This window comes from Weissella sagaensis (assembly GCF_010306265.1).
Classification (GTDB): domain Bacteria; phylum Bacillota; class Bacilli; order Lactobacillales; family Lactobacillaceae; genus Weissella; species Weissella sagaensis.
This window is the reverse complement of sequence record NZ_BLKA01000006.1, coordinates 34,446-54,216: the sequence shown is the minus strand read 5'-3', so window position 1 is coordinate 54,216 and position 19,771 is coordinate 34,446. Positions and strand designations below refer to the sequence as shown.

21 protein-coding genes and 1 other annotated feature are annotated in these 19,771 nt (G+C 36.3%); of the genes, 3 read left to right on the top strand and 18 right to left on the bottom strand.

All coding sequences use genetic code 11. The features are described from left to right. Positions 1-204: 204 nt before the first annotated feature. From G7Y65_RS07100 to G7Y65_RS07055, 10 genes are all read right to left on the bottom strand, one after another. A complete protein-coding gene (locus G7Y65_RS07100; protein WP_165314757.1) occupies positions 205-1,248 on the bottom strand; it encodes a SepM family pheromone-processing serine protease in 1,044 nt (347 codons plus the stop codon). A gap of 2 nt (positions 1,249-1,250) precedes the next feature. Further along, positions 1,251-1,727: a pantetheine-phosphate adenylyltransferase gene (gene coaD / locus G7Y65_RS07095; protein WP_042492558.1), complete on the bottom strand. Its 477-nt coding sequence runs from the start codon at positions 1,725-1,727 to the stop codon at positions 1,251-1,253. A 4-nt stretch (positions 1,728-1,731) separates the two neighbouring features. Continuing rightward, entirely contained in the window at positions 1,732-2,286 is a 555-nt protein-coding gene (gene rsmD / locus G7Y65_RS07090; RefSeq protein ID WP_042492556.1) for a 16S rRNA (guanine(966)-N(2))-methyltransferase RsmD, read from the bottom strand. Further along, positions 2,286-2,597, bottom strand: a complete 312-nt coding sequence (locus G7Y65_RS07085) for a YlbG family protein (protein WP_042492554.1) — start codon at positions 2,595-2,597, stop codon at positions 2,286-2,288. Before G7Y65_RS07085 ends, rsmD begins: the two co-directional genes overlap by 1 nt. Before the next feature lie 3 nt (positions 2,598-2,600). Beyond that, positions 2,601-3,818, bottom strand: a complete 1,218-nt coding sequence (locus tag G7Y65_RS07080) for an FtsW/RodA/SpoVE family cell cycle protein (protein ID WP_042492553.1) — start codon at positions 3,816-3,818, stop codon at positions 2,601-2,603. 162 nt (positions 3,819-3,980) lie between these two features. Continuing rightward, positions 3,981-5,825 carry a translational GTPase TypA gene (gene typA, locus G7Y65_RS07075; RefSeq protein ID WP_042492550.1) on the bottom strand — a complete coding sequence of 615 codons (1,845 nt, stop codon included), beginning with the start codon at positions 5,823-5,825 and terminating at the stop codon, positions 3,981-3,983. Positions 5,826-5,898: 73 nt separating this feature from the next. Then, positions 5,899-6,684 (bottom strand): inositol monophosphatase family protein, encoded by a 786-nt coding sequence (locus G7Y65_RS07070; protein ID WP_042492549.1) that lies wholly within the window; start codon positions 6,682-6,684, stop codon positions 5,899-5,901. Between the two features lie 3 nt (positions 6,685-6,687). Continuing rightward, positions 6,688-6,978, bottom strand: a complete 291-nt coding sequence (locus G7Y65_RS07065) for a UPF0223 family protein (protein ID WP_042492546.1) — start codon at positions 6,976-6,978, stop codon at positions 6,688-6,690. A 3-nt stretch (positions 6,979-6,981) separates the two neighbouring features. Continuing rightward, positions 6,982-7,569 (bottom strand): peptide deformylase, encoded by a 588-nt coding sequence (gene def, locus G7Y65_RS07060; RefSeq protein ID WP_137600770.1) that lies wholly within the window; start codon positions 7,567-7,569, stop codon positions 6,982-6,984. A 44-nt stretch (positions 7,570-7,613) separates the two neighbouring features. Next, the gene (locus tag G7Y65_RS07055; RefSeq protein ID WP_042492542.1) at positions 7,614-8,096 is read right to left on the bottom strand and encodes a hypothetical protein; all 483 of its coding nucleotides are present in this window, start codon (positions 8,094-8,096) and stop codon (positions 7,614-7,616) included. A gap of 307 nt (positions 8,097-8,403) precedes the next feature. Between G7Y65_RS07055 and G7Y65_RS07050 the strand changes: the two genes are divergently transcribed. Further along, the gene (locus G7Y65_RS07050; RefSeq protein ID WP_042492538.1) at positions 8,404-8,616 is read left to right on the top strand and encodes a DNA-directed RNA polymerase subunit epsilon; all 213 of its coding nucleotides are present in this window, start codon (positions 8,404-8,406) and stop codon (positions 8,614-8,616) included. 3 nt (positions 8,617-8,619) lie between these two features. Then, complete coding sequence (rnjA, locus tag G7Y65_RS07045; RefSeq protein ID WP_137600769.1) at positions 8,620-10,299, top strand: ribonuclease J1; 1,680 nt, start codon at positions 8,620-8,622, stop codon at positions 10,297-10,299. An 84-nt stretch (positions 10,300-10,383) separates the two neighbouring features. On the opposite strand, the gene G7Y65_RS07040 is transcribed toward rnjA, so the two are convergent. The 7 genes from G7Y65_RS07040 to G7Y65_RS07010 all read right to left on the bottom strand — a co-directional run bounded on the left by G7Y65_RS07040 (position 10,384) and on the right by G7Y65_RS07010 (position 17,846). After that, complete coding sequence (locus tag G7Y65_RS07040; RefSeq protein WP_137600768.1) at positions 10,384-11,328, bottom strand: diacylglycerol/lipid kinase family protein; 945 nt, start codon at positions 11,326-11,328, stop codon at positions 10,384-10,386. A gap of 13 nt (positions 11,329-11,341) precedes the next feature. Then, the gene (msrA, locus tag G7Y65_RS07035; protein WP_042492525.1) at positions 11,342-11,872 is read right to left on the bottom strand and encodes a peptide-methionine (S)-S-oxide reductase MsrA; all 531 of its coding nucleotides are present in this window, start codon (positions 11,870-11,872) and stop codon (positions 11,342-11,344) included. A gap of 13 nt (positions 11,873-11,885) precedes the next feature. Continuing rightward, positions 11,886-12,719, bottom strand: coding sequence for a MetQ/NlpA family ABC transporter substrate-binding protein (locus tag G7Y65_RS07030; protein ID WP_137600767.1), 834 nt, complete (start codon positions 12,717-12,719; stop codon positions 11,886-11,888). Between the two features lie 47 nt (positions 12,720-12,766). After that, positions 12,767-13,031, bottom strand: a binding site (T-box leader). A 57-nt stretch (positions 13,032-13,088) separates the two neighbouring features. Continuing rightward, positions 13,089-14,435: an FAD-dependent oxidoreductase gene (locus G7Y65_RS07025; RefSeq protein WP_165314756.1), complete on the bottom strand. Its 1,347-nt coding sequence runs from the start codon at positions 14,433-14,435 to the stop codon at positions 13,089-13,091. A gap of 231 nt (positions 14,436-14,666) precedes the next feature. Continuing rightward, the gene (locus G7Y65_RS07020; RefSeq protein ID WP_228179876.1) at positions 14,667-14,840 is read right to left on the bottom strand and encodes a hypothetical protein; all 174 of its coding nucleotides are present in this window, start codon (positions 14,838-14,840) and stop codon (positions 14,667-14,669) included. A 17-nt stretch (positions 14,841-14,857) separates the two neighbouring features. Continuing rightward, complete coding sequence (locus tag G7Y65_RS07015) at positions 14,858-16,591, bottom strand: ABC transporter permease/substrate binding protein (protein ID WP_141926822.1); 1,734 nt, start codon at positions 16,589-16,591, stop codon at positions 14,858-14,860. A 1-nt stretch (position 16,592) separates the two neighbouring features. After that, positions 16,593-17,846, bottom strand: a complete 1,254-nt coding sequence (locus G7Y65_RS07010) for a quaternary amine ABC transporter ATP-binding protein (protein WP_042492514.1) — start codon at positions 17,844-17,846, stop codon at positions 16,593-16,595. A 246-nt stretch (positions 17,847-18,092) separates the two neighbouring features. Here G7Y65_RS07010 and G7Y65_RS07005 point away from each other — a divergent pair, with 246 nt between their 5' ends. Beyond that, the gene (locus G7Y65_RS07005) at positions 18,093-18,710 is read left to right on the top strand and encodes a GntR family transcriptional regulator (RefSeq protein ID WP_042492512.1); all 618 of its coding nucleotides are present in this window, start codon (positions 18,093-18,095) and stop codon (positions 18,708-18,710) included. Between the two features lie 132 nt (positions 18,711-18,842). Here the strand turns inward: G7Y65_RS07005 and G7Y65_RS07000 are convergent, their stop codons facing one another. Further along, a complete protein-coding gene (locus G7Y65_RS07000; protein WP_165314755.1) occupies positions 18,843-19,769 on the bottom strand; it encodes a manganese-dependent inorganic pyrophosphatase in 927 nt (308 codons plus the stop codon). Between the last annotated feature and the right edge of the window lie 2 nt (positions 19,770-19,771).

Genomic DNA, 19,771 nt, shown 5'->3' with positions numbered 1-19,771 from the left:
TTTACGATAATTATAACACTTATATTTAAACAAGGAAAAAAAGCGTTAAAACATAAATTACTATACATTTAATGTCACTTTATTATCCCTTAATTTAGTGAATTAAATATTTTAAAATAAAAAAGACGATACAAAAACATATTTTTGTTTTTTTGTATCGTCTTTTTTATTTATTTTTTTATGTTGCGCATATGAAACTATTTTTTACTTATCACGTAGGTATGTCAATGCATCATTAAATGTTTTAACTGGCACAATTTTCATATTAGGGGCATACTTCTTGGCTGTTTTAACAGCCTGTTGATAATTAGTCTGACCGTCAATCTCATATTTCAAGTTTTGTTTTGTTGGTTTAATATACGGTGCGAAGAAAATTTTAGCACCAGCTTCATGTGCAACAATAACCTTCTTATCAATCCCGCCGATTTCACCAACATGACCTGCTTTATCAATTGTTCCGGTACCCGCTATTTTACGCCCATTTGCCAAATTCTCATTTACCAAGCTATCATACATTTCTAATGAGAACATCAAACCACCAGATGGGCCCCCAATTTCTCCCATGTCTGCACTAATTTTACGTGGTGATGAGACCGCAACTGAATCCGTTAAGCCGATTCCCATACCTGGTAAGTTTTTAGTACCTTCAAGCGCAACTGACTTACCTGTCGCTTGTTTAACTTGCTTCTTATGTTTATATGTAATCGTTAATTTCGTGCCTACTTTACGAGCACGAATATACTTTTGAAACCCTTGTGCAGAATTAAATTTTTTTTGATCAACAGCAGTAACTGTATCGCCAACCTTTAGATATTTTTTGAAATTTGAAGTATCTTGTACTGACATAACATAAATACCGTTAAATGTTCGTTTATAAGGTACTTTGGCTGCCTTATAGGCATTGACTTTAGCTTCATTAACCGCCGAATTCATATAAATCCGATTAATTTCTTTACTTTCCGTAGCACTGGAACCACCATTTGCTTCACGACTTGTCATCAACGATGCCGTTGGATTTAACGCTGCAATAATTGCGCCAATACCATTAACTTGCGATAAATAAACTGCTGTAATCATGTATTGACCGTCAACTTTCGGCTTTTTACCATCAACTTTAATGTACGACTTCAAATCATCAGCCTCACCTGGTGTTTCCGAATACAATGGTAATGGCACAAATAAGCCAATTAGAATGATGACAAGACTAACGATGCCAATTATCTTTAAACGTTTTTTTGTTTTTGCCATAATTATTTACCTAATTTTTTATCGAAAGCACTTTTCACAGCATGTGGAACATAAGCAGAAATATCAGTACCAGTGCTAGCAATTTCTTTTAACAATGAACTCGAGATAAATTGGTGTTCAGGCTTTGCTAATAAAAAGATTGTTTCAACTGATGCCAAATCCATATTCATTTGCATGATATCACGTTCATACAAGTAATCCTTTTCATTCCGTAAGCCACGTACTAAAACATCAGCACCAACATTTTGCATAAAAGACACCGTTAAACCATGCATTTTTACAACACTAGTATTAGAGACATCCTTCGTTGCTTCCTTAATTAAACTGATTTTTTCATCAGCATCGAATAAATAATTTTTACTCAAATTCGTGCCAACACCAATAATAACTTCATCAAACAATTGTGAAGCTCGCTTCACAATGTCTAAATGTCCATTTGTTAATGGATCAAAACTTCCTGGAAATAATGCTTTAACCATCGCCTTACTCCTTTGTATAACGATATATCGTAATAACTGTAATACCATAATCTTTTTGCTTAATTAATTCAAATCCTGGCAAAACTTCTGGTAAATCAGCAAATTGGTCTGTTTCTGCTATTACTAACGCATCATCATTAATCAACTTGGCTGCTTGTAGCTCTTCCAAATCCTTTACAATGGTTTGTTTAGCATATGGCGGATCAAAGTACAAGACATCAAATGGTAAGCCACCTTTTAATCGTTGAATTGCTGTCTCAGCTGTGCTTTTAATGACTTTAAATTGTTCTGCATGTTTTGTAACTGCTATATTTTCTTTAATTGTTTTGATGGCTGCATATTGACGATCAACAAGTACAGCTTCTGAAATACCACGTGAGACACCTTCAATACTTAACCCACCAGATCCAGCATATAAATCTAGTGAACGACCACCATCAAAATAAGGCCCAATTATATTAAACAAGGCTTCTTTTACTTTATCAGTTGTTGGTCGTGTCGCATTGCCAGGCACAGCCTTCAATGAACGACCACCAAAATCACCACTTACAATTCGCATTACAATTCCTCTTCGTCTATTGGCTCATCTGCTAATTCATTCGGATCAACGGTTAATTCAAATGAATCTTCCTCACTACCTACCGTTGTATCAACTTCTGGCCAATGAGAAATACTAACTGAATCTACAAATCCCAATCTTTCAATCAACTTTGTTTTAGTTTCAATATCTTCTTCATCCATATAGATTACTGCGTATTTCATTTTTTCTGAAATATAATTAACTACACCAAAACGGCGTAATTGACGAGCTTGACGTACATTTTTTAAATAAACAATCACGCTGCGCCTTGCTTGCATCATAAATGCCATTAGTTATTCCTTTCTAACTGGATAATTCATTGCTTCTGATTTAATTTGACCAATTATATTTAGTGCAACACCAAAAGTTATTCCCCATGACAGTAGCGAAGAACCACCATATGAAATCATCGGGAAAGTCACACCGGTAATTGGTAAGGCACCTACGACACCACCTAAATTAATTAAAATTTGAACCACAATATAAGTTGCAATACCATATAAAACAAGTCGTTGATTCATGTGACGCGCACGAATTCCCATCACGATCAAACGCCATATAATCACCGCAAATACAATCAAAACAAGCCAGATAGTAATTGCACCTAATTCTTCACCTACAATGGCCATAATGAAATCGGTATTAGGTTCTGGCAAATAACCTGTCTTTTGAATACTATTGCCTAAGCCACGGCCAAACAACCCACCATTACTAATAGCATAGTAAGAATTAATTAATTGATGTCCTGCATCACCAGCTAACCAAGGATTAACATATGCATCAAATCTGGCTAGTTGATACTGGAAAAATGGCAGTCTGCCCAAAACTGGTAATAAAAATGGAATTGCTATATATAGACAAACTACTACTGCTAAAAAGGTTAACAATGCTCTTTTTCTAACACCAGCCATTGTCATAACAATCGCCAATATCAGAATTAAAATAATCGCCCCTCCCATATCAGGCATTAATATTGTTAAGCCTATTCCTGTAAGTGGAATCATAACATCCCATAATCGGATATTCGGAAACCATGCCTTAGTTTTAGGTATTTTCCTAGCGAAGCGATGGGCAATGTACAAAATCATACTAATTTTAAAATATTCAACAGGTTGGATTCCAAAAGATCCAATATAAATCCAGCCTTTCGCGCCGGACGTCACTGGCCCTACTAGTAACGTAATGCCCATTGTTATCAAAATACCAATATTTACAGCTAAAACTGAACGATTAATAAATTTTGATTCCCATTTAATTTTAAAAATAAAAATAATCAATATTGTGGTTAAACTTAAAACACCAAACAATGCCTGTTTTTTTAAAAAGCTGCTAGCTGATCCGGTAGCCATATTAGTACTTGCTGTGTATACCATAGCATCACCAAAAATCATGATGGCGATAATAGGAATGAGCAACCACAAATCTAAATAACGAAACCTATTTTTTATTCGGTTGATCAGGTTAATTTTATTTACCCCATTTTTAGGCACCTGTTCTTTTTTTGCTTCCATATCAATAAGCTCCTCTTTTATAAATAGCTTTTTCTATTTTATCACATCTACTCCCATAGCTAATAATGCATTAACGGATATCATATTTTCGTCATAACAATAAAGAAAAAAGTTGCTGTCCATAATTAACATGGGCAACAACTTTTTAACTTTTATTTTGAATTAGCCTTGTTGTGACATCTTACGACGCTTAGCAGCCTTTTCACGTTCACTTGTAACCAAAATTTGCTTACGGATACGAACGTTTTCTGGTGTTACTTCGGCGTATTCATCATCATCCAAGAATTCCAATGATTCTTCAAGCGTCATATCACGTGGCGTCTTGATAGAAGCAGTTTGATCCTTATTTGATGAACGCACGTTAGTTTGGTTCTTAGCCTTTGTAACATTGACAGAAATGTCATTATCACGACTATTCATACCAACAACCATACCTTCATAAATATCGTCACCAGGATGGATGAACATCGTTCCACGATCTTCAACACCCATGATAGCATATGTCGTTGATTGACCTTGGTTGATTGAAACAAGCGTTCCGTTACGACGACCAGGATTCCAGTTCTTAACAATTGGTCCATATGACTCAAATGTGTGGTTATAAATACCATATCCACGAGTCAATGACATAAATTCAGTTGAGTAACCAATCAAACCACGTGATGGTACTAGGAAGTCCATACGAGTTGTTCCAGTACCAGTTGGTTCCATATTACGCATTTCACCCTTACGTTGGTTCAATGACTCAATAACAGAACCTGAGTACTCGTCAGGAGTATCAACTTGCACAGCTTCAAATGGCTCTGATTGTACGCCATCAATGTCCTTGATAATAACTTGTGGACGTGAAACTTGTAATTCAAAACCTTCACGACGTAAGTTTTCAATCAAAATTGACAAGTGCAATTCACCACGACCAGAAACTAACCATGCTCCCGCTTCATCAGTCTCTGCAACACGTAATGAAACATCAGTATGCAATTCACGAGTCAAACGGTCTTCAATTTGACGAGCTGTAACAAATTTACCTTCACGCCCAGCAAATGGTGAATCATTTGTACGGAAAGTCATTTGCAATGTAGGTTCGTCAATGTGAAGTAATGGCAAAGCTTCAGGGTGTGCAGGATCTACAACAGTTTCTCCAACTGAAATATCGTCCATTCCTGAAATAGCAATCAAATCACCAGCTTGTGCTTCATCAATTTCGATACGATCCAAACCAATGTAACCAAACAACTTTGTAACACGGAAGTTAGGGGTTGACCCATCTGCCTTCATAACAGCAACTGAGTCACCAACTTTAATCGTACCATTGAAGACACGACCAATTCCAATACGTCCAACGAAATCATTATAATCCAAAAGTGATACTTGGAATTGCAATGGCTCTGCTGATGTATCTTCTGGCGCAGGAATAGTCTTAAAGACAGTTTCAAAAATTGGTGTCATTGTGTGTTCTTGTGTATCAACATCTGGGTCATATGATGATGTTCCATTCATAGCTGAAGCGTAAACAACTGGGAAGTCCAATTGTTCTTCATCAGCACCCAATTCAATAAACAAGTCCAAAACTTCATCAACAACTTCTGATGGACGTGCACCAGGACGGTCAACCTTGTTAACAACCACGATAGGTGTTAAGTTTTGCTCAAAGGCCTTCTTCAACACGAAACGTGTTTGAGGCATCGTTCCTTCAAAGGCATCGACAACAAGCAAAACACCATCAACCATACCCATAATACGCTCAACTTCACCACCGAAGTCCGCGTGTCCTGGCGTGTCCATGATATTGATTTGCTTATCACCAACTTTAACAGCTGTGTTCTTTGATAGAATGGTAATACCACGCTCTTTTTCAAGATCGTTAGTATCCATTGCTCGGTCACCTAATTCTGTACGCAAATCTAGCGTATCAGATTGCTTCAACAATTCATTAACCAACGTTGTCTTTCCATGATCGACGTGGGCAATAATTGCAATATTTCGGATATTTTCGCGTTTTGCCAAAATTTTCTTCTCCTTGACGAATACGTCACTTTTTTCTTAACCGGTGTAACAAACATCAATTATAACAACAACACTAACTCTTTTTTTGTAAAAGTGCCATAATGTCTGCGTATGCTTTGTCTGTCGCTACAAGTACTGAACCTGATACTAACATATTCATAGGTTGTTCGTCAATCGTTCCGACACGTAATCCCAAAGATTTCGCCAAAGTGACACCTGCTGCAAAATCCCATGGTCGCATCCGACTCAAATAAGCAACCGCTTTCCCTGTTAAAACATGTAAATATGAAATACCAGCTGAGCCATAAACCCGATAACCTATTGCTGCTTTGGCTAATTGAGGAAATCCTGGTTCTTCATACAACAAACGAGCTCCTGACAAAATTACTAGCCCCTCATCCAAACCAATATCAACAGATAGTTCTAGCTTCTCACCATTATGGAAAACACCATACTCAGGACCACCATGGATAATATCATGTTGTTGCACATCCATAATCCAAGCCATGACTGGTTCACCATCTTCATAGACAGCGACCATTGTTGCAAATTCAGCTTGTTGCTTAACAAAATTCATGGTGCCATCGATGGGATCAACAAACCAAATTCGTCCTTTCATTGACTTAACGGCATCCCCAAAGCCTTCTTCACCTAAAATTTTTGCTTCTGGATCAAAATTACGAATATGTTGAACATAATACTGTTCAACTTCGCGATCTACATTCGTCACTAAATCTCGATGGCTAGATTTTGTATCTACTTGCATGCGTTGCTGTACACGTTGCTCAACTAAATGATGGACCTGATCCAACCATTTTAATACTGTCGTATCTAACTTCTGTAATTGTATTTGATCCATATGCTAGCTCTCCATTTTAATACGCTGACTAGTTGTTTGATGAGCAAATTTTATTGTTTTGTAGATACTGTAGCCCGAATCCTTTTCAAATTCTCGACCAATTTGTTTCTCTTCACTCTTACTTGGTACAACAGTTTTGAACGCTGCATACGACTCTAATAAATCTTGACGGTCAATGCCGATTTCATATGCATTTGCAATTGCCGAATAAAATTTACTAGTCACAATAATATCTGTCTTGTCCCATCCCGGTAATATTGGATAGGCAAAATTTTTATCTGATTGTATCATCATACATTACCCCAAATAACGTGTATTGTCTGTTTGGTGCCATGGATCTTTATTATTAATATGATCATAATACAAAGAACCATGTAAGTGATCAATTTCATGTTGAAAGACAATTGCTGGATACCCTGATAAGCGCAACTCTTGTTGTTCGCCTTGCTCATTTTGAAATTTAACTGTAATTTTATAAGCACGATTAACATAACCAGGCAAATCATTGTCTACAGACAAGCACCCTTCCCCCATAGATAAAGCAGCCTGTTTTACCGACTGACGTGTAATCACTGGGTTATAAATGGTCCCCTTAAAGTAATATTCATCATCATTTTCAGGCTTTTCTTGCAATTCTTCTACATCATCAGAGGGAATTAAGATAGATGAAAACTGTTGTGATACACCAACTTGTGGCGCAGCCAAACCGACACCTGGACGTAATCCATATTTTTCATTTTCTTCCTCATTTTGGCTAACAACTAAATATTCCATCATATTTTTTGATACTTCTTTTACTTCATCAGATAAAGGAAACTCAACTTTAGTTGCTCGTTCACGCAATACTTTATTACCATCACGCACAATTTCATTCATCAAATACATCTTTAAAATCTCCTGTTTTATATTTATATTTAGTATACCAAACTCTATACCGGTTGATTTAATTTCCTTAAATCTCTAATATAGGCCGCTGTTTCTTGATTTGTTATATGAGCAATATCAATATGTAATTCCGGTACACGGGCATCATACCAAACATCAGTGACTAACAAGGCCATTTCGTCAGTTGCTGCACTTTTTAGATTGTTTTTTTCAGCATACTCTCTTAGCGCATTATTAACTGCTTGTCGTACCACAATCACTTCTTGCAAATCAGAAACTGGTAATACAAATTCAAATGCCATCACTTCATGTCCCCAAATATTTGCAACCAAAGTTGAAGATATTTGTTTATCTGGCACCAAATAAAGTGCGTCATTAAGATCTTTCAATGCATAAGTGAGGGCATGGTTAACCACTTGCTGTGAAGTAATGATTTGACGTTCTGTCAAACGGCGACCATAGCGACGGTAAATAGTTAGGGCAATCATAATACATATAATAATCAATACTAGCCACAGAAACCACATAACATCCTCCACTATTTAAAATTGTAAAAATTTACTATATCTAGTGTACCTGAATTCAGGCGAAAAAACGATTAAGCAGACCAATATTCAGTAATTATTTTAACAAAATAATTTCAACACACTAGTATTTAAGCTTAATCATGATATTACTTATCCATTTGTCTTATCAAACTCATCTGGATATGTACTATTCCATATCCAGATAATAAACCATCAACTTAACAGTTAAGTAGCCGATAACATGATTTTCTGCTAAACTTACTCTATAAGAAGATTCGGAATAAAACATAAGGAGCACTTTATTACTATGATTTTTAAAGTTTACTATCAACCTAATTCATTTCAAAGCCCAGAGCGCGAAAACACACAATCTATCTATTTAGATGCAGTTGATTTGCCTTCAGCACGTTTGGCTGTTGAAAAAAATACTGAATTTAATGTTGAACACATTGAACAACTATCAGAAAAGGCACTTGCTTACGAGCAACAAAGCCCAAATTTTAAACTAACGGAGTTTTAATCTATGACGACTGATTTTACTATTCGGCCTGATGAAACAGCTGTTTATGCTTTGGGTGGTTTGGGAGAAATCGGAAAAAACACGTATGGTATTGAATATGGTGATGAAATCATTGTTGTTGATGCTGGTGTCAAATTTCCAGAAGATGAACTTTTAGGAATTGACTATGTCATTCCTGATTACTCTTACCTAAAAGCAAACAAAGATAAAATCAAGGCCCTTGTTATTACACACGGACACGAAGACCATATTGGCGCTATTCATTTCTTTCTAAATGCTGTTAACGTGCCGGTCTATGCTGGTCCACTTGCAATTGCGCTAATTAAAAACAAATTGGATGAACATGGACTTCTTAATAGTACGGAACTTCATGAAATTAATGAAGATACTGTTCTACAATTCGATAAAATGAGTGTTGAATTTTTCCGTACAACCCACTCAATTCCTGATACTTATGGTGTTGCTGTTCATACACCTTCAGGAACTATCGTAGAAACCGGTGATTTTAAATTTGATCTGACGCCCACGACTAAGCAGCCACCTAACCTTCAAAAAATGGCGCGAATTGGTTCAGAAGGCGTATTGTTATTAATGTCTGATTCAACCAATGCCGAACGCCCAGAATTTTCAAAATCTGAGCGTTGGGTTGGTAAGACCATTAACAAGCTCTTTAATGAAATTGACGGTCGTATTATATTTGCAACCTTTGCTTCAAATATGTCTCGTATCCAAATGGCTACTGAGGCAGCTATCGCACATGGTCGTAAAATTGCTGTGTTTGGTCGCTCAATGGAAGGCGCTGTCAACAATGGTCGTGCTTTAGGTTACTTAGATATTCCTGATGATATGTTAGTAGATGCCCATGAAATTAATCGTCTACCACCAGAAAAGGTTTTGATTATGTCAACAGGTTCTCAAGGTGAACCGATGGCTGCCTTAGCACGTATCGCAAACGGAACCCATCGACAAATCTCTATTCAACCCAATGATACTGTCATCTTTTCAAGTTCTCCAATTCCAGGTAATACACAATCTGTTAACCGAGTTATCAATGAACTTGAAGAAGCAGGCGCTAATGTTATTCATGGTAAAATTAATAACATCCATGCTTCTGGTCACGGTGGTCAAGAAGAACAAAAACTAATGCTATCATTAATGCAACCAAAGTACTTTATGCCTATTCACGGTGAATACCGTATGCTTAAAGTACATGAAGGATTAGGTCATGACATTGGTGTCCCCGAGGAGAATACGTTCGTCCTAGACAATGGTGACGTTCTGGCAGTTTCCCCTAATGAAGCACATGTCGTGGGTCAAATACCTGCACAAGATACTTACGTTGATGGTAATGGTATTGGTGATGTTGGTACTGCTGTTTTGCGTGATCGTCAGATGTTATCTGAAGACGGTTTAGTCGTTGTTGTTGCAACAATTGATTTAAAGAACAAAGAAATTACTGCTGGACCAGACATTCTTTCACGTGGTTTTATTTACATGCGTGAATCTGAAGAATTAATCAATGAAGGTCGTAAAGTTATTTTCCACGCAATCTTATCATCAATGCATGAGACATCAGCAAATGATCACACTATTCGTAATGCGGTTGTTTCTCAGCTACAACGTTTCTTATTTGAACAAACAAAACGACGTCCGTTGATTTTGCCAATGTTTATTATGATTTAGTACACAGATTTTTTAAAAAAATAAAAAAGCCACTTGGCTTGTTACATATTATTTGTAATCAAGCTAAGTGGCTTTTTATTTTTTTTAAAAGCATATCGGATATTTAATTAATTGAATTTTTGCGTCAAATATTTGAGGTGATACTGATTCCCCATCTAAATGACTATATTCAGATCTCGTTGTTTTCAAAATCATTTGTTTTGTTTGAATATGATTGACTTCTGAATATTGATAATAATTTCCCCTAAACAATGCACCCAATAACCAAATAAGGCGAAAAATATGCTGCGGCTTATCAACAATAATAATATCCAGTAATCCATCAGTGGGATCGGCATCGGGTAAAATTTTAATTCCTCCACCAAAATATGGATTATTAGCAATTGTCACAAAATAGCCTTTTTGTGTCCGTATTTGCTGGCGATTAGCATCTTCCACCATTATTTCAAATGCTTCTTGCTTAACAAGACTTTTAAGTGCTGCTATTAGATAACTCCACTGCCCCATATGTAATTTATTCAACCAACGTTTCGTCTGCGAATCATTTGCAAAATGGACTGCTGTTGCATCAATACCAATGCCCATGTTATTTATAAAATACGTTATCATACTTGTTTGTTGATTCGTATATTTACCAATATCAATCATCTTAAATTGGCGGTATTTCATTGCCTGGTCAATTCTTTTAAATGCTAAAACGGGATCGTTAGATAAGCTGTACAGTCGAGCAAAATCATTACCTGAACCTGCTGAAATGTAACCAATTGGTATTTGCTGTGCTATTTTTACATTATGTAATACACCATTAATTGCCTCGTGCAATGTACCATCGCCACCCATTATAATAATACTCTGTTGTGGATCAGTGTAATCTTGGTTTCCCAGACGCTTTTGAATATCACCTGTTGCTTTTGAAAAATAAATTTCATAATCAAATGATTGTTCAATTAAATATTGTTGCAATATGCGCCATTTTCTTTTTGCCCGACCGCTACCAGCAATCGGATTCACTAAAAATATATACTTCATTTATGAACAACCGTTATTTATTAGTTTTATCCCAATACTTCTTTTTGTAAGCATCTCGATCTTGTTTTTCATCGGCATAAATATCCGCATGCTTACGATAAAATTGTTGGTGCTCTTCTTCAGCATCCCAAAAAGTTACTGCTTTTTCAATTTTAGTCACAATGGGGTCATCACCAAAGATACCTGACGCCACCAATTGTTGTTTTGATGCTTCAGCAATTGCTAATTGTTCATCTGAAGCAACGAAAATAACTGGTCTGTAATTATCGCCACGATCTTGAAATTGACCCATCGCATCTGTTGGATCAGCAGTTTGCCAATATAAGTCAACTAAATCCTTATAATCAACTACACTATCATCAAACCATACTTTAACAGCTTCCGTATGACCCGTTTTATGTGCTTTAACTTCTTCATATGTTGGATTGTCCTTAAACCCACCTGTATAACCTGAACGTACTTTTATAATACCTGGTAATGTTTCAAACGGTTCCACCATGCACCAAAAACATCCACCTGCAAATATTGCTGTTTTTTCTGCCATAATAATTTATCTCCTACTTTAATTTAATATCCCAAGCTGCTTTTTCTGCTGAACCATATAAGTCATGCATATGTTTTTTTGTTTGTTCAGTTTGATATGTTTTAACGACTTGTTTGTAAACCTTTTTATTTTGCTTATCCTTACGGGCAACAATAATATTAATGTATCCTTTATTCGCCTTATTAACAGGCTCTGTATAGAGCGCTTTATCAATATCTAATTTAGCATCTAGCGCATAATTAGTATTAACAACACCTGCATCAACTCCTTTTAGAGCTGATGCTGTTTGTTCAGAATTTACTTCTTTAATTTTAAAATTCTTTTTATTTTGCGTTATGTCCGCAACACCGGGAACCTTCTTTGCATGATCATATTTAATTAATTTAGCATCTTGTAAAACATCTAATGCTCTTTTTTCATTTGAACCATCATTTGGCACAATAATCGTTGCGCCTTTAGGTAATTCTTTCAAACTTTTATATTTTTCAGAATACATGCGAATAGGCGTCACATACGTTTTACCAATCGATACTAATTTATTACCTAAATGTTTATTTTGCTCATTAAAATAATCAATTGTTTGCATCGCATTTAAGTCAATTGAATTATCGACTAATGCTTGATTAGGCTTAACATAATCAGTGAATAATTTTAACTTGATATTAATATCATACTTTTTAGCCGCATCTTTTTTTACATATTCCCATAATTGACGATCAGAATCACCAACTAAACCAACTGTTACTGTTTTAGGTTTACTATCTGCAGAAATAATTTGTGTACTAATCGTTGACCCAATTACAGTAGCCCCCAGTACACCAATTGTACTTATCAAAAATTTATTCATCAAAACACTCTCTTTCGTAAAATAAAAAAGTCGTTTCTAGGCTCTAACCTAGAAACGACTAATCGTGTTACCATTCTATTTTTTTCAATTAATTACTCAAAAGAAACTCTAAACGTGCAAACAAGGAGCGATATGATGCTTTGTTTATACGTGTGTCTAATAACGAAGACCAACCCGTGTATTATTCATAGTCTTGCCATTTATAATACCCAATCACAGGCCATTTTCCATGTCAGCTTCATACTACATTGCACCAAATTGTAGCTCTCTAAGTTTCAGTCTAACATATACTTTCCTGATCACTTTGTTTAAAATCTATAATATTTATATTAGATGATTCTTATTTTTAAGTCAATAGTTTAATAATCGTTATTTCATATTTTCATTAACCGCCTTCAAAGCAACTGCACCAATGAAATTAATTGGTTGCGTAAAGTTTGGTTGGAAAAAGAAATCAGCCATTGCTAAATCATCAATCGTCATTTTATTTTGAATCGCTACTGACACCACATTTGCCGCTTGTGATGTATCATGTTTTGACATAAATGCAGCACCAACCACACGACGAGTTTTCTTTTCCCATGTTATTGATGATAATACGGATGTTGTTGATAACATAAAATCAGGTCGGTAATCTTCTTCATATGTTGTTTCAACAACATCTATATCACGAAATTGTGCTCCCATTTTATTCATACCAGTTGCTGACATTGCATAACCATATAACTCAACTGCCGATGTCGCTTGCGTACCATTATAAGCTAAGTTGTGCCCATTAATATTACGACCAATTAACATACCTTGCCGAATGGCATTTGTTGCTAACGGAATATAATCGTGTTTTTGTGTTGGATTATAAAAAATTGTCGTTGCATCTCCTGCCGCAAACACATCAGGCATACTAGCCTCCATATATTCATTAGTGACAATTGCGCCATTAGGCAACATGTCAATTTGATCCACAAATAAGTCAGTATTAGGTAAGAACCCAATTCCTAGTATGGCAATATCAGCTTCAAAGCTCCCCTTATTCGTCTTAACACGAATGCCACCCTCTGGTAGATCTTCAAAGCCAGTAACTCGTTGTGATAAAGCTAGGTTAACATTATTTTCAATAAATGCATCTGTGATGCGATCCGTAAATACTGGGCTAAAATTTTTCGGTAATACACGATCAGCTTCATCAATCAAAGTTACTTCTTTACCAGTAACGGAAAATTGTTCTGCTACCTCAGCACCAATATATCCAGCACCAATTACAATTGCCCGTGAAACATTGTTTGAAACTGCTTTGATACGTTGTGCGTCTTCCCACGATTTAATCATATAAATTTTCTCACTATCAATACCTGGAATATTTGGTACTAATGGCTTTGAACCTGTTGCGATAATAATTTTATCAAAACTTTCTGTTCCCATTTCTTCAGTAACAAGATTTTTAACACGTACTGTTTTGGTCACTAAATTAGCTTCAATAACTTCATGTTGCATTTTCATTGTAATGCCTTGTTCAGTCATCGATTCTGGCGTTTCATAAAACATTCGCTGTTCATCAGATACATGATTACCTAACCATAGTGCAATACCACATGATAAGAATGAAACAGTCGTTCCTTTTTCATAAACTGTTATTTCGGCGTCTGGATTTTGTTGTTTAATTTGTGTTGCTGAGAAAGTTCCTGCATGTGTACTACCAATTACTGCGATTTTAACCATTTTAGTTTTCCTCGTATACTCTCTAGTCGTAGATGCCATTTTAAAAAATACATTAAATTATTATTCACAATATTAAAAACGCTGAAACACCTAATTAATTAGGGTTTTTAAATAATTCAACAATTTAACATACTTATATTGTATAATATTTCACAATAATGTCAACAAAAATTCACAATTACAAAATAAAAAAGCCATAAAGACCTTTGCAGTCTTTATGGCTTTAAAACCTCATGAATTGTTCCGCCACGCCCTCACAATCATTACTGATCCGGTCATAGCGCCTAACGCCATGACAACTTGAGCGAATAACGACTTGTCTGCCATCACAGTTGTACTAATTGCAATCACAATTACAAGTACAATGATGTATATACAAGCATCTTCAATTTGTTCGGTTAACATTATATTATATATTTTCCTTACTTGAACCAGGCATCAACCTTTGATTGATTATCCTTAATCCAGTCATTTGCGGCTTCCGTGGCTGACTTACCATTTTGAATATCAAGCATGACCTTACCCATATCATCTTTGGTCCACTTAAATTTCTTAAGAACCTTATATGCATCCGGCTTGTCTTCTTTCAATCCCTTACGAGCCATCGTATTAAGCGTTTCAGCATCACCAAATGTCTTTTTTGGATCTGCCAAGTACTTCAAATCATACTTTTGGAACATCCAGTGAGGCTCCCAACCAGTAATCACGATGTCTTTCTTAGCTTTAATCGCCTTACCTAATGCAACAGCCATTGCACCAGATGATGATGGTGTTACTTGCCAACCTTTGCTATCCAAACCATAGTCTTTCATAGCTTTTTCAGCTGAACTTGTAACCCCAGCACCAGGTTCAATACCAGTAACCTTCTTACCGGCTTGATCTTGCAAATCAGCAATAGAGTTTACATCCATATACTTTGGTACAACTAGACCTGTTTTGGCACCCTTCAAATTAGGACCAACGAGATCAATGTCTGACTTGTACTTATTGTATTGTGCCTTATGAGTTAGTGGTAACCAAGCAGATACAGAAGCATCCGCTTGCCCATTTGCAATTGATTGCCACATAATTGAGTTATCCAACGGTGTTAATTCAACATCATAACCATGTTGTTTCATGGCTTGTGCTAATACGTTACTTGATGCAACTTCAGAATCCCATTGTACATAAACCAACTTAATTGATTCTTTTTGTGAATTAGCTGAAGTTACTGAGTTAACCACACCACCACCAATCATGGCTACGGCAACTACAATAGCTGTCCAACCCTTCCAGTGATGCTTTGGCTTGGCAGTTTCTGACTTTTCAGCAGGTGTGCGGTTAAGTTGTTGTGTGAAACGGTCAATAATAATGGCTAAAATAACCAAGGCAAGACCGTTAACGAAACCTTTACCAATATCAGCATTTTGTACAGCTGATAATACACCACGACCTAATCCAGGGGCACCAATCATTGAGGCAATAACAACCATTGACAATGCTAACATCAAAGTTTGATTAATACCTGAGAAGATAGTTCCCTTAGCCAAAGGTAATTCAACCTTAAACAATTTTTGTTTTCCAGTTGAACCAAATGAATCAGCTGCTTCCACCAAGTCATTAGGTACTTGACGAATACCTAAGTTTGACATGCGCACTGTTGGTGGCAATGAGAAGATAACAGAAGCAAACACACCTGGAACCACACCGATACCAAAGAAGGCAACGGCTGGGATCAAGTAAACAAAGGCTGGCATTGTTTGCATGAAATCTAGAATTGGTTGAATAATTTTATTTACAGTCTCATTCTTTGCCATCCAAATCCCCAATGGGACACCGATGATAACCGAAATTAAACTGGAAATAATAACTAACGTAAATGTATTCATTAAATCAGACCATAAGTTCTGATTTTCAACAATTAATAAACCAATAAATGTAAAGAGAGGAATTCCCCATTTTTTACCAAACATCAAAATGGCAAAAATCGTCATACCAATAATAAATAGCCATACTGGGATGGTCATTAAACCACCTGTCATGGTATTCATAACAGCATTTCCTGCACTTTGTAATGCATCGAATAAACCACCTAGATGATCTGTTAACCAATCAACACCACTATCAACCCAAGGTCCTAAAGGTAATTTAGGAAATAAATCCGCTAAAACAAACATACTATACCTCCTCCTTTGACTCTAATTGAGCTGTTTCGGATTCAGCTTGATCTGCAACAACACTTTTGGCTGCAGGTTCTTCACCGTGTTCTGCTAGTGCTTGCAGAACACGACCACGAATTAACGTTCCGCGTAAGCGACCATCTTCATCAACAACTGCTAATGGTGTTGGTGAATCATAAATTAATGGCATAATATCCATTACCAACATATCAGGCGATACAGTTGGTATATCAGTTGCCACGTCAATTAATGATAGGCCTTCTGTTCGAGCTCGAATAGCATCCTCACTCGTAATAAATCCTCTAAATTGACGCTTACGATCAACTGCAATTAGTCCGGATACCTCTTCTGTACGCATCTTCTTCAAAGCAACGTTAGGACCATCAACTTCAATATTTGTAAAGAATGGTGGAATCATAATGTTTTCAGCAGTTAACACCTTTGAACGATCAACGTCTTCAACGAAGGCACGAACATAATCATTAGCTGGTTGTGTAACGATTTCTTCACCAGTTCCAACTTGGACAACTTCCCCGTCCTTCATAATAGCGATACGATCACCAATACGTAATGCTTCATTCAAATCGTGAGAAATAAAGATAATGGTCTTTTTATACTGTTCTTGCAAATCCAACAGTTCATCCTGCATATCACGACGAATTAATGGGTCAAGTGCTGAGAACGCCTCATCCATTAGTAAAATTTCAGGGTCATTCGCTAACGCACGAGCAAGACCAACACGTTGTTGCATACCACCAGATAATTGATTAGGATATTGATCCTTAAATGCTAATAGGTTAGCATTATCCAATGCTTTTTCGGCCTTTTCACGACGCTCTGCCTTGGCAACACCTTGGACTTCCAATCCGTACTCAGTATTTTGCAAAATCGTACGGTGAGGGAAAAGTCCGAAGCTTTGGAATACCATACTCATCTTCTTACGACGAACTTCAAGTAGCTTTTCCTTATTAAGTTTAGATACATCATCATCATCAATGTAAATGTGACCTGAGGTAGGCTCAATCAATCGATTTAACAACCGAATTAAAGTTGACTTACCAGAACCAGAAAGTCCCATGATAACGAATATTTCACCTTCTTCAACGGCTAAGTTAGCATCATACACACCAACTGTTGCACCCGTTTTCTTTAAGATATCAGTTTTTGATTCGTGTTGCTCAACCATTTGTAAAGCTGGCTTTACACGTTTTCCGAAAATCTTAGTCAGGTGTTCAATTTTTACCTTTGACATACATTTTCTCCTCCTACTTGTTCGAAAGTTTTTATGCTTTCGCTAAGTGACAATTCTATTGTAAACATAAAGTTGTCACTTCGGTCAAATAAAAACTACTATACCAATCGTCTATAATTAGTTTAAAGGCCAAATAAAAAGCTTACATTCATACAGTACCAATTTATTTTAAAAATACTTTAAACAGCACATAAGCACTAATCTATGGTATCCTTAAAATTATATGGCTGATTTTAGGAGGACGTTATGACAGCAATTAAACAACCCCGATACCGTATTATCGCACTAAGGATTGCTGAACAAATTAGCAGTGGGCAATTACAAGTGGGCACTAAAATTCATGCCCGTTCAACATTGGCCACTAATTTTGGTGTTTCATCAGAGACAGCACGCCGTGCTATCAGTATCTTAGAAGACTTAGACATTGTGGAAACACGCCATGGTAGTGGTGCTATCATTATTTCACGTGAAAAAGCACAAGAATTCGTTAATTCTGAAAGTGATGCGCAAGATTTACAGAATATGCAAACAGCATTAACCAATCAAATTGCAGAACAACAAGTTGGCCTGGTTAAACTCACGCAATCACTGAACGCATTTATTGAGCAAACACAGTACTATAAGCAACACAATCCGTTTACCCCTTATGAATTAAAACTAGTGAATGACTCACCTATATTTGATCAAACCATTAGTGATTTAAACTTCTGGCATCGAACAGGTACAACACTAGTTGGCATTCTTCATGAAAATCATCTAACACTTTCACCTGGACCATATGCAAAAATTTATCAAAATGATACGCTATATTTTGTTGGTGATGAACTTAGTTTCCAAAATGTTTACAATTTATTTTATGAATAATTGTTTAATTATATCAAACAAGTCCTTCCAGTATTTATTTTATCATATGATCATCATTAAACTCGGTTTTAAGACTTTAAACCAAAAAATTGCTGAACAATAACCCAATGAGGTAATTGTTCAGCAATTTTTTTATCCTTCAAATACCGTTGTCAACGGTGGTACAACTTGCTTCTTACGTGATACTACACCAGGTAATGAAGCACGCCCATCTTCTAATGTCACACCAAATGCTGCAGCAATCTTATCTTGATTATCACCCAACACCAAAATATCTGAGTCTGAATCCAAAATATTTGTTACAACGAAGACAAAAGTATCATAGTTTTCACTTGATAGTTCATCTGATATTGCAGCCACAATTTCATCGCGACGAGCAAATACATCGTTAACATCCACTGTATTCACTTGCCCAATACGCAATGTTTGACCACCCAATTCAAATGACTTAGCGTCCCCATCAATTAATTCTTTAGCCGTCTTAGTTGATAGATCCGTTCCAGCTTTTAACATTTCTAATCCATAAGCCTCATAATCAGCCAAACCAGCAATTTTTGCTAGCCCTTCTAATGCTGGCTTATCCATTGATGTCGTCGTTGGGCTCTTTAGCAAAAGTGTATCTGAAATAATAGCTGATAACATCATACCAGCTATTGCAGCAGGAATCTCAATACCAGCAGTTTGATATTCATAATATAAAACGGTTGCAACCGAACCCCATGGCTTATTAGTAAACCATAATGGTGCAGCAGAAGTAAAGTTAATTTTGTGGTGATCATAAACACCTGCAACCGTCACATCAGCCAAGTTGGCAACCGATTGACTCGCTTCATTATGATCAACTAGAACAACCTCTTTTGTATCCGCATTTTCAATGACGCGTGGTGCTTCAACTTTAAAGTAACTTAGTGCGTATTCAGTTTCAGCATTAGGTGTTCCTAATGCAACTGCTTCCGTATCCAATTTGTACGCTTTATTCAAGAAATATGATGCAGAAATTGCAGATGCAATTGTATCTGTATCAGGATTTTGGTGTCCAAAAACCAATGTCTTAGCCATCA

Coding starts and splice junctions, on each gene's coding strand:
- G7Y65_RS07055 (WP_042492542.1), bottom strand. CDS start 8,096: ATGTGGTTTCTGTGGCTAGTATTGATTATTATATGTATTATGATTGCC.
- G7Y65_RS07100 (WP_165314757.1), bottom strand. CDS start 1,248: ATGGCAAAAACAAAAAAACGTTTAAAGATAATTGGCATCGTTAGTCTT.
- G7Y65_RS07030 (WP_137600767.1), bottom strand. CDS start 12,719: ATGAATAAATTTTTGATAAGTACAATTGGTGTACTGGGGGCTACTGTA.
- G7Y65_RS07015 (WP_141926822.1), bottom strand. CDS start 16,591: ATGTTTGTTTTAGCGGATTTATTTCCTAAATTACCTTTAGGACCTTGG.
- G7Y65_RS07005 (WP_042492512.1), top strand. CDS start 18,093: ATGACAGCAATTAAACAACCCCGATACCGTATTATCGCACTAAGGATT.
- rnjA (WP_137600769.1), top strand. CDS start 8,620: ATGACGACTGATTTTACTATTCGGCCTGATGAAACAGCTGTTTATGCT.
- G7Y65_RS07040 (WP_137600768.1), bottom strand. CDS start 11,328: ATGAAGTATATATTTTTAGTGAATCCGATTGCTGGTAGCGGTCGGGCA.
- G7Y65_RS07070 (WP_042492549.1), bottom strand. CDS start 6,684: ATGGATCAAATACAATTACAGAAGTTAGATACGACAGTATTAAAATGG.
- def (WP_137600770.1), bottom strand. CDS start 7,569: ATGTATTTGATGAATGAAATTGTGCGTGATGGTAATAAAGTATTGCGT.
- G7Y65_RS07000 (WP_165314755.1), bottom strand. CDS start 19,769: ATGGCTAAGACATTGGTTTTTGGACACCAAAATCCTGATACAGATACA.
- G7Y65_RS07080 (WP_042492553.1), bottom strand. CDS start 3,818: ATGGAAGCAAAAAAAGAACAGGTGCCTAAAAATGGGGTAAATAAAATT.
- msrA (WP_042492525.1), bottom strand. CDS start 11,872: ATGGCAGAAAAAACAGCAATATTTGCAGGTGGATGTTTTTGGTGCATG.
- G7Y65_RS07010 (WP_042492514.1), bottom strand. CDS start 17,846: ATGTCAAAGGTAAAAATTGAACACCTGACTAAGATTTTCGGAAAACGT.
- G7Y65_RS07025 (WP_165314756.1), bottom strand. CDS start 14,435: ATGGTTAAAATCGCAGTAATTGGTAGTACACATGCAGGAACTTTCTCA.
- G7Y65_RS07020 (WP_228179876.1), bottom strand. CDS start 14,840: ATGTTAACCGAACAAATTGAAGATGCTTGTATATACATCATTGTACTT.
- G7Y65_RS07050 (WP_042492538.1), top strand. CDS start 8,404: ATGATTTTTAAAGTTTACTATCAACCTAATTCATTTCAAAGCCCAGAG.
- rsmD (WP_042492556.1), bottom strand. CDS start 2,286: ATGCGAATTGTAAGTGGTGATTTTGGTGGTCGTTCATTGAAGGCTGTG.
- coaD (WP_042492558.1), bottom strand. CDS start 1,727: ATGGTTAAAGCATTATTTCCAGGAAGTTTTGATCCATTAACAAATGGA.
- G7Y65_RS07085 (WP_042492554.1), bottom strand. CDS start 2,597: ATGGCATTTATGATGCAAGCAAGGCGCAGCGTGATTGTTTATTTAAAA.
- G7Y65_RS07065 (WP_042492546.1), bottom strand. CDS start 6,978: ATGATGATACAATCAGATAAAAATTTTGCCTATCCAATATTACCGGGA.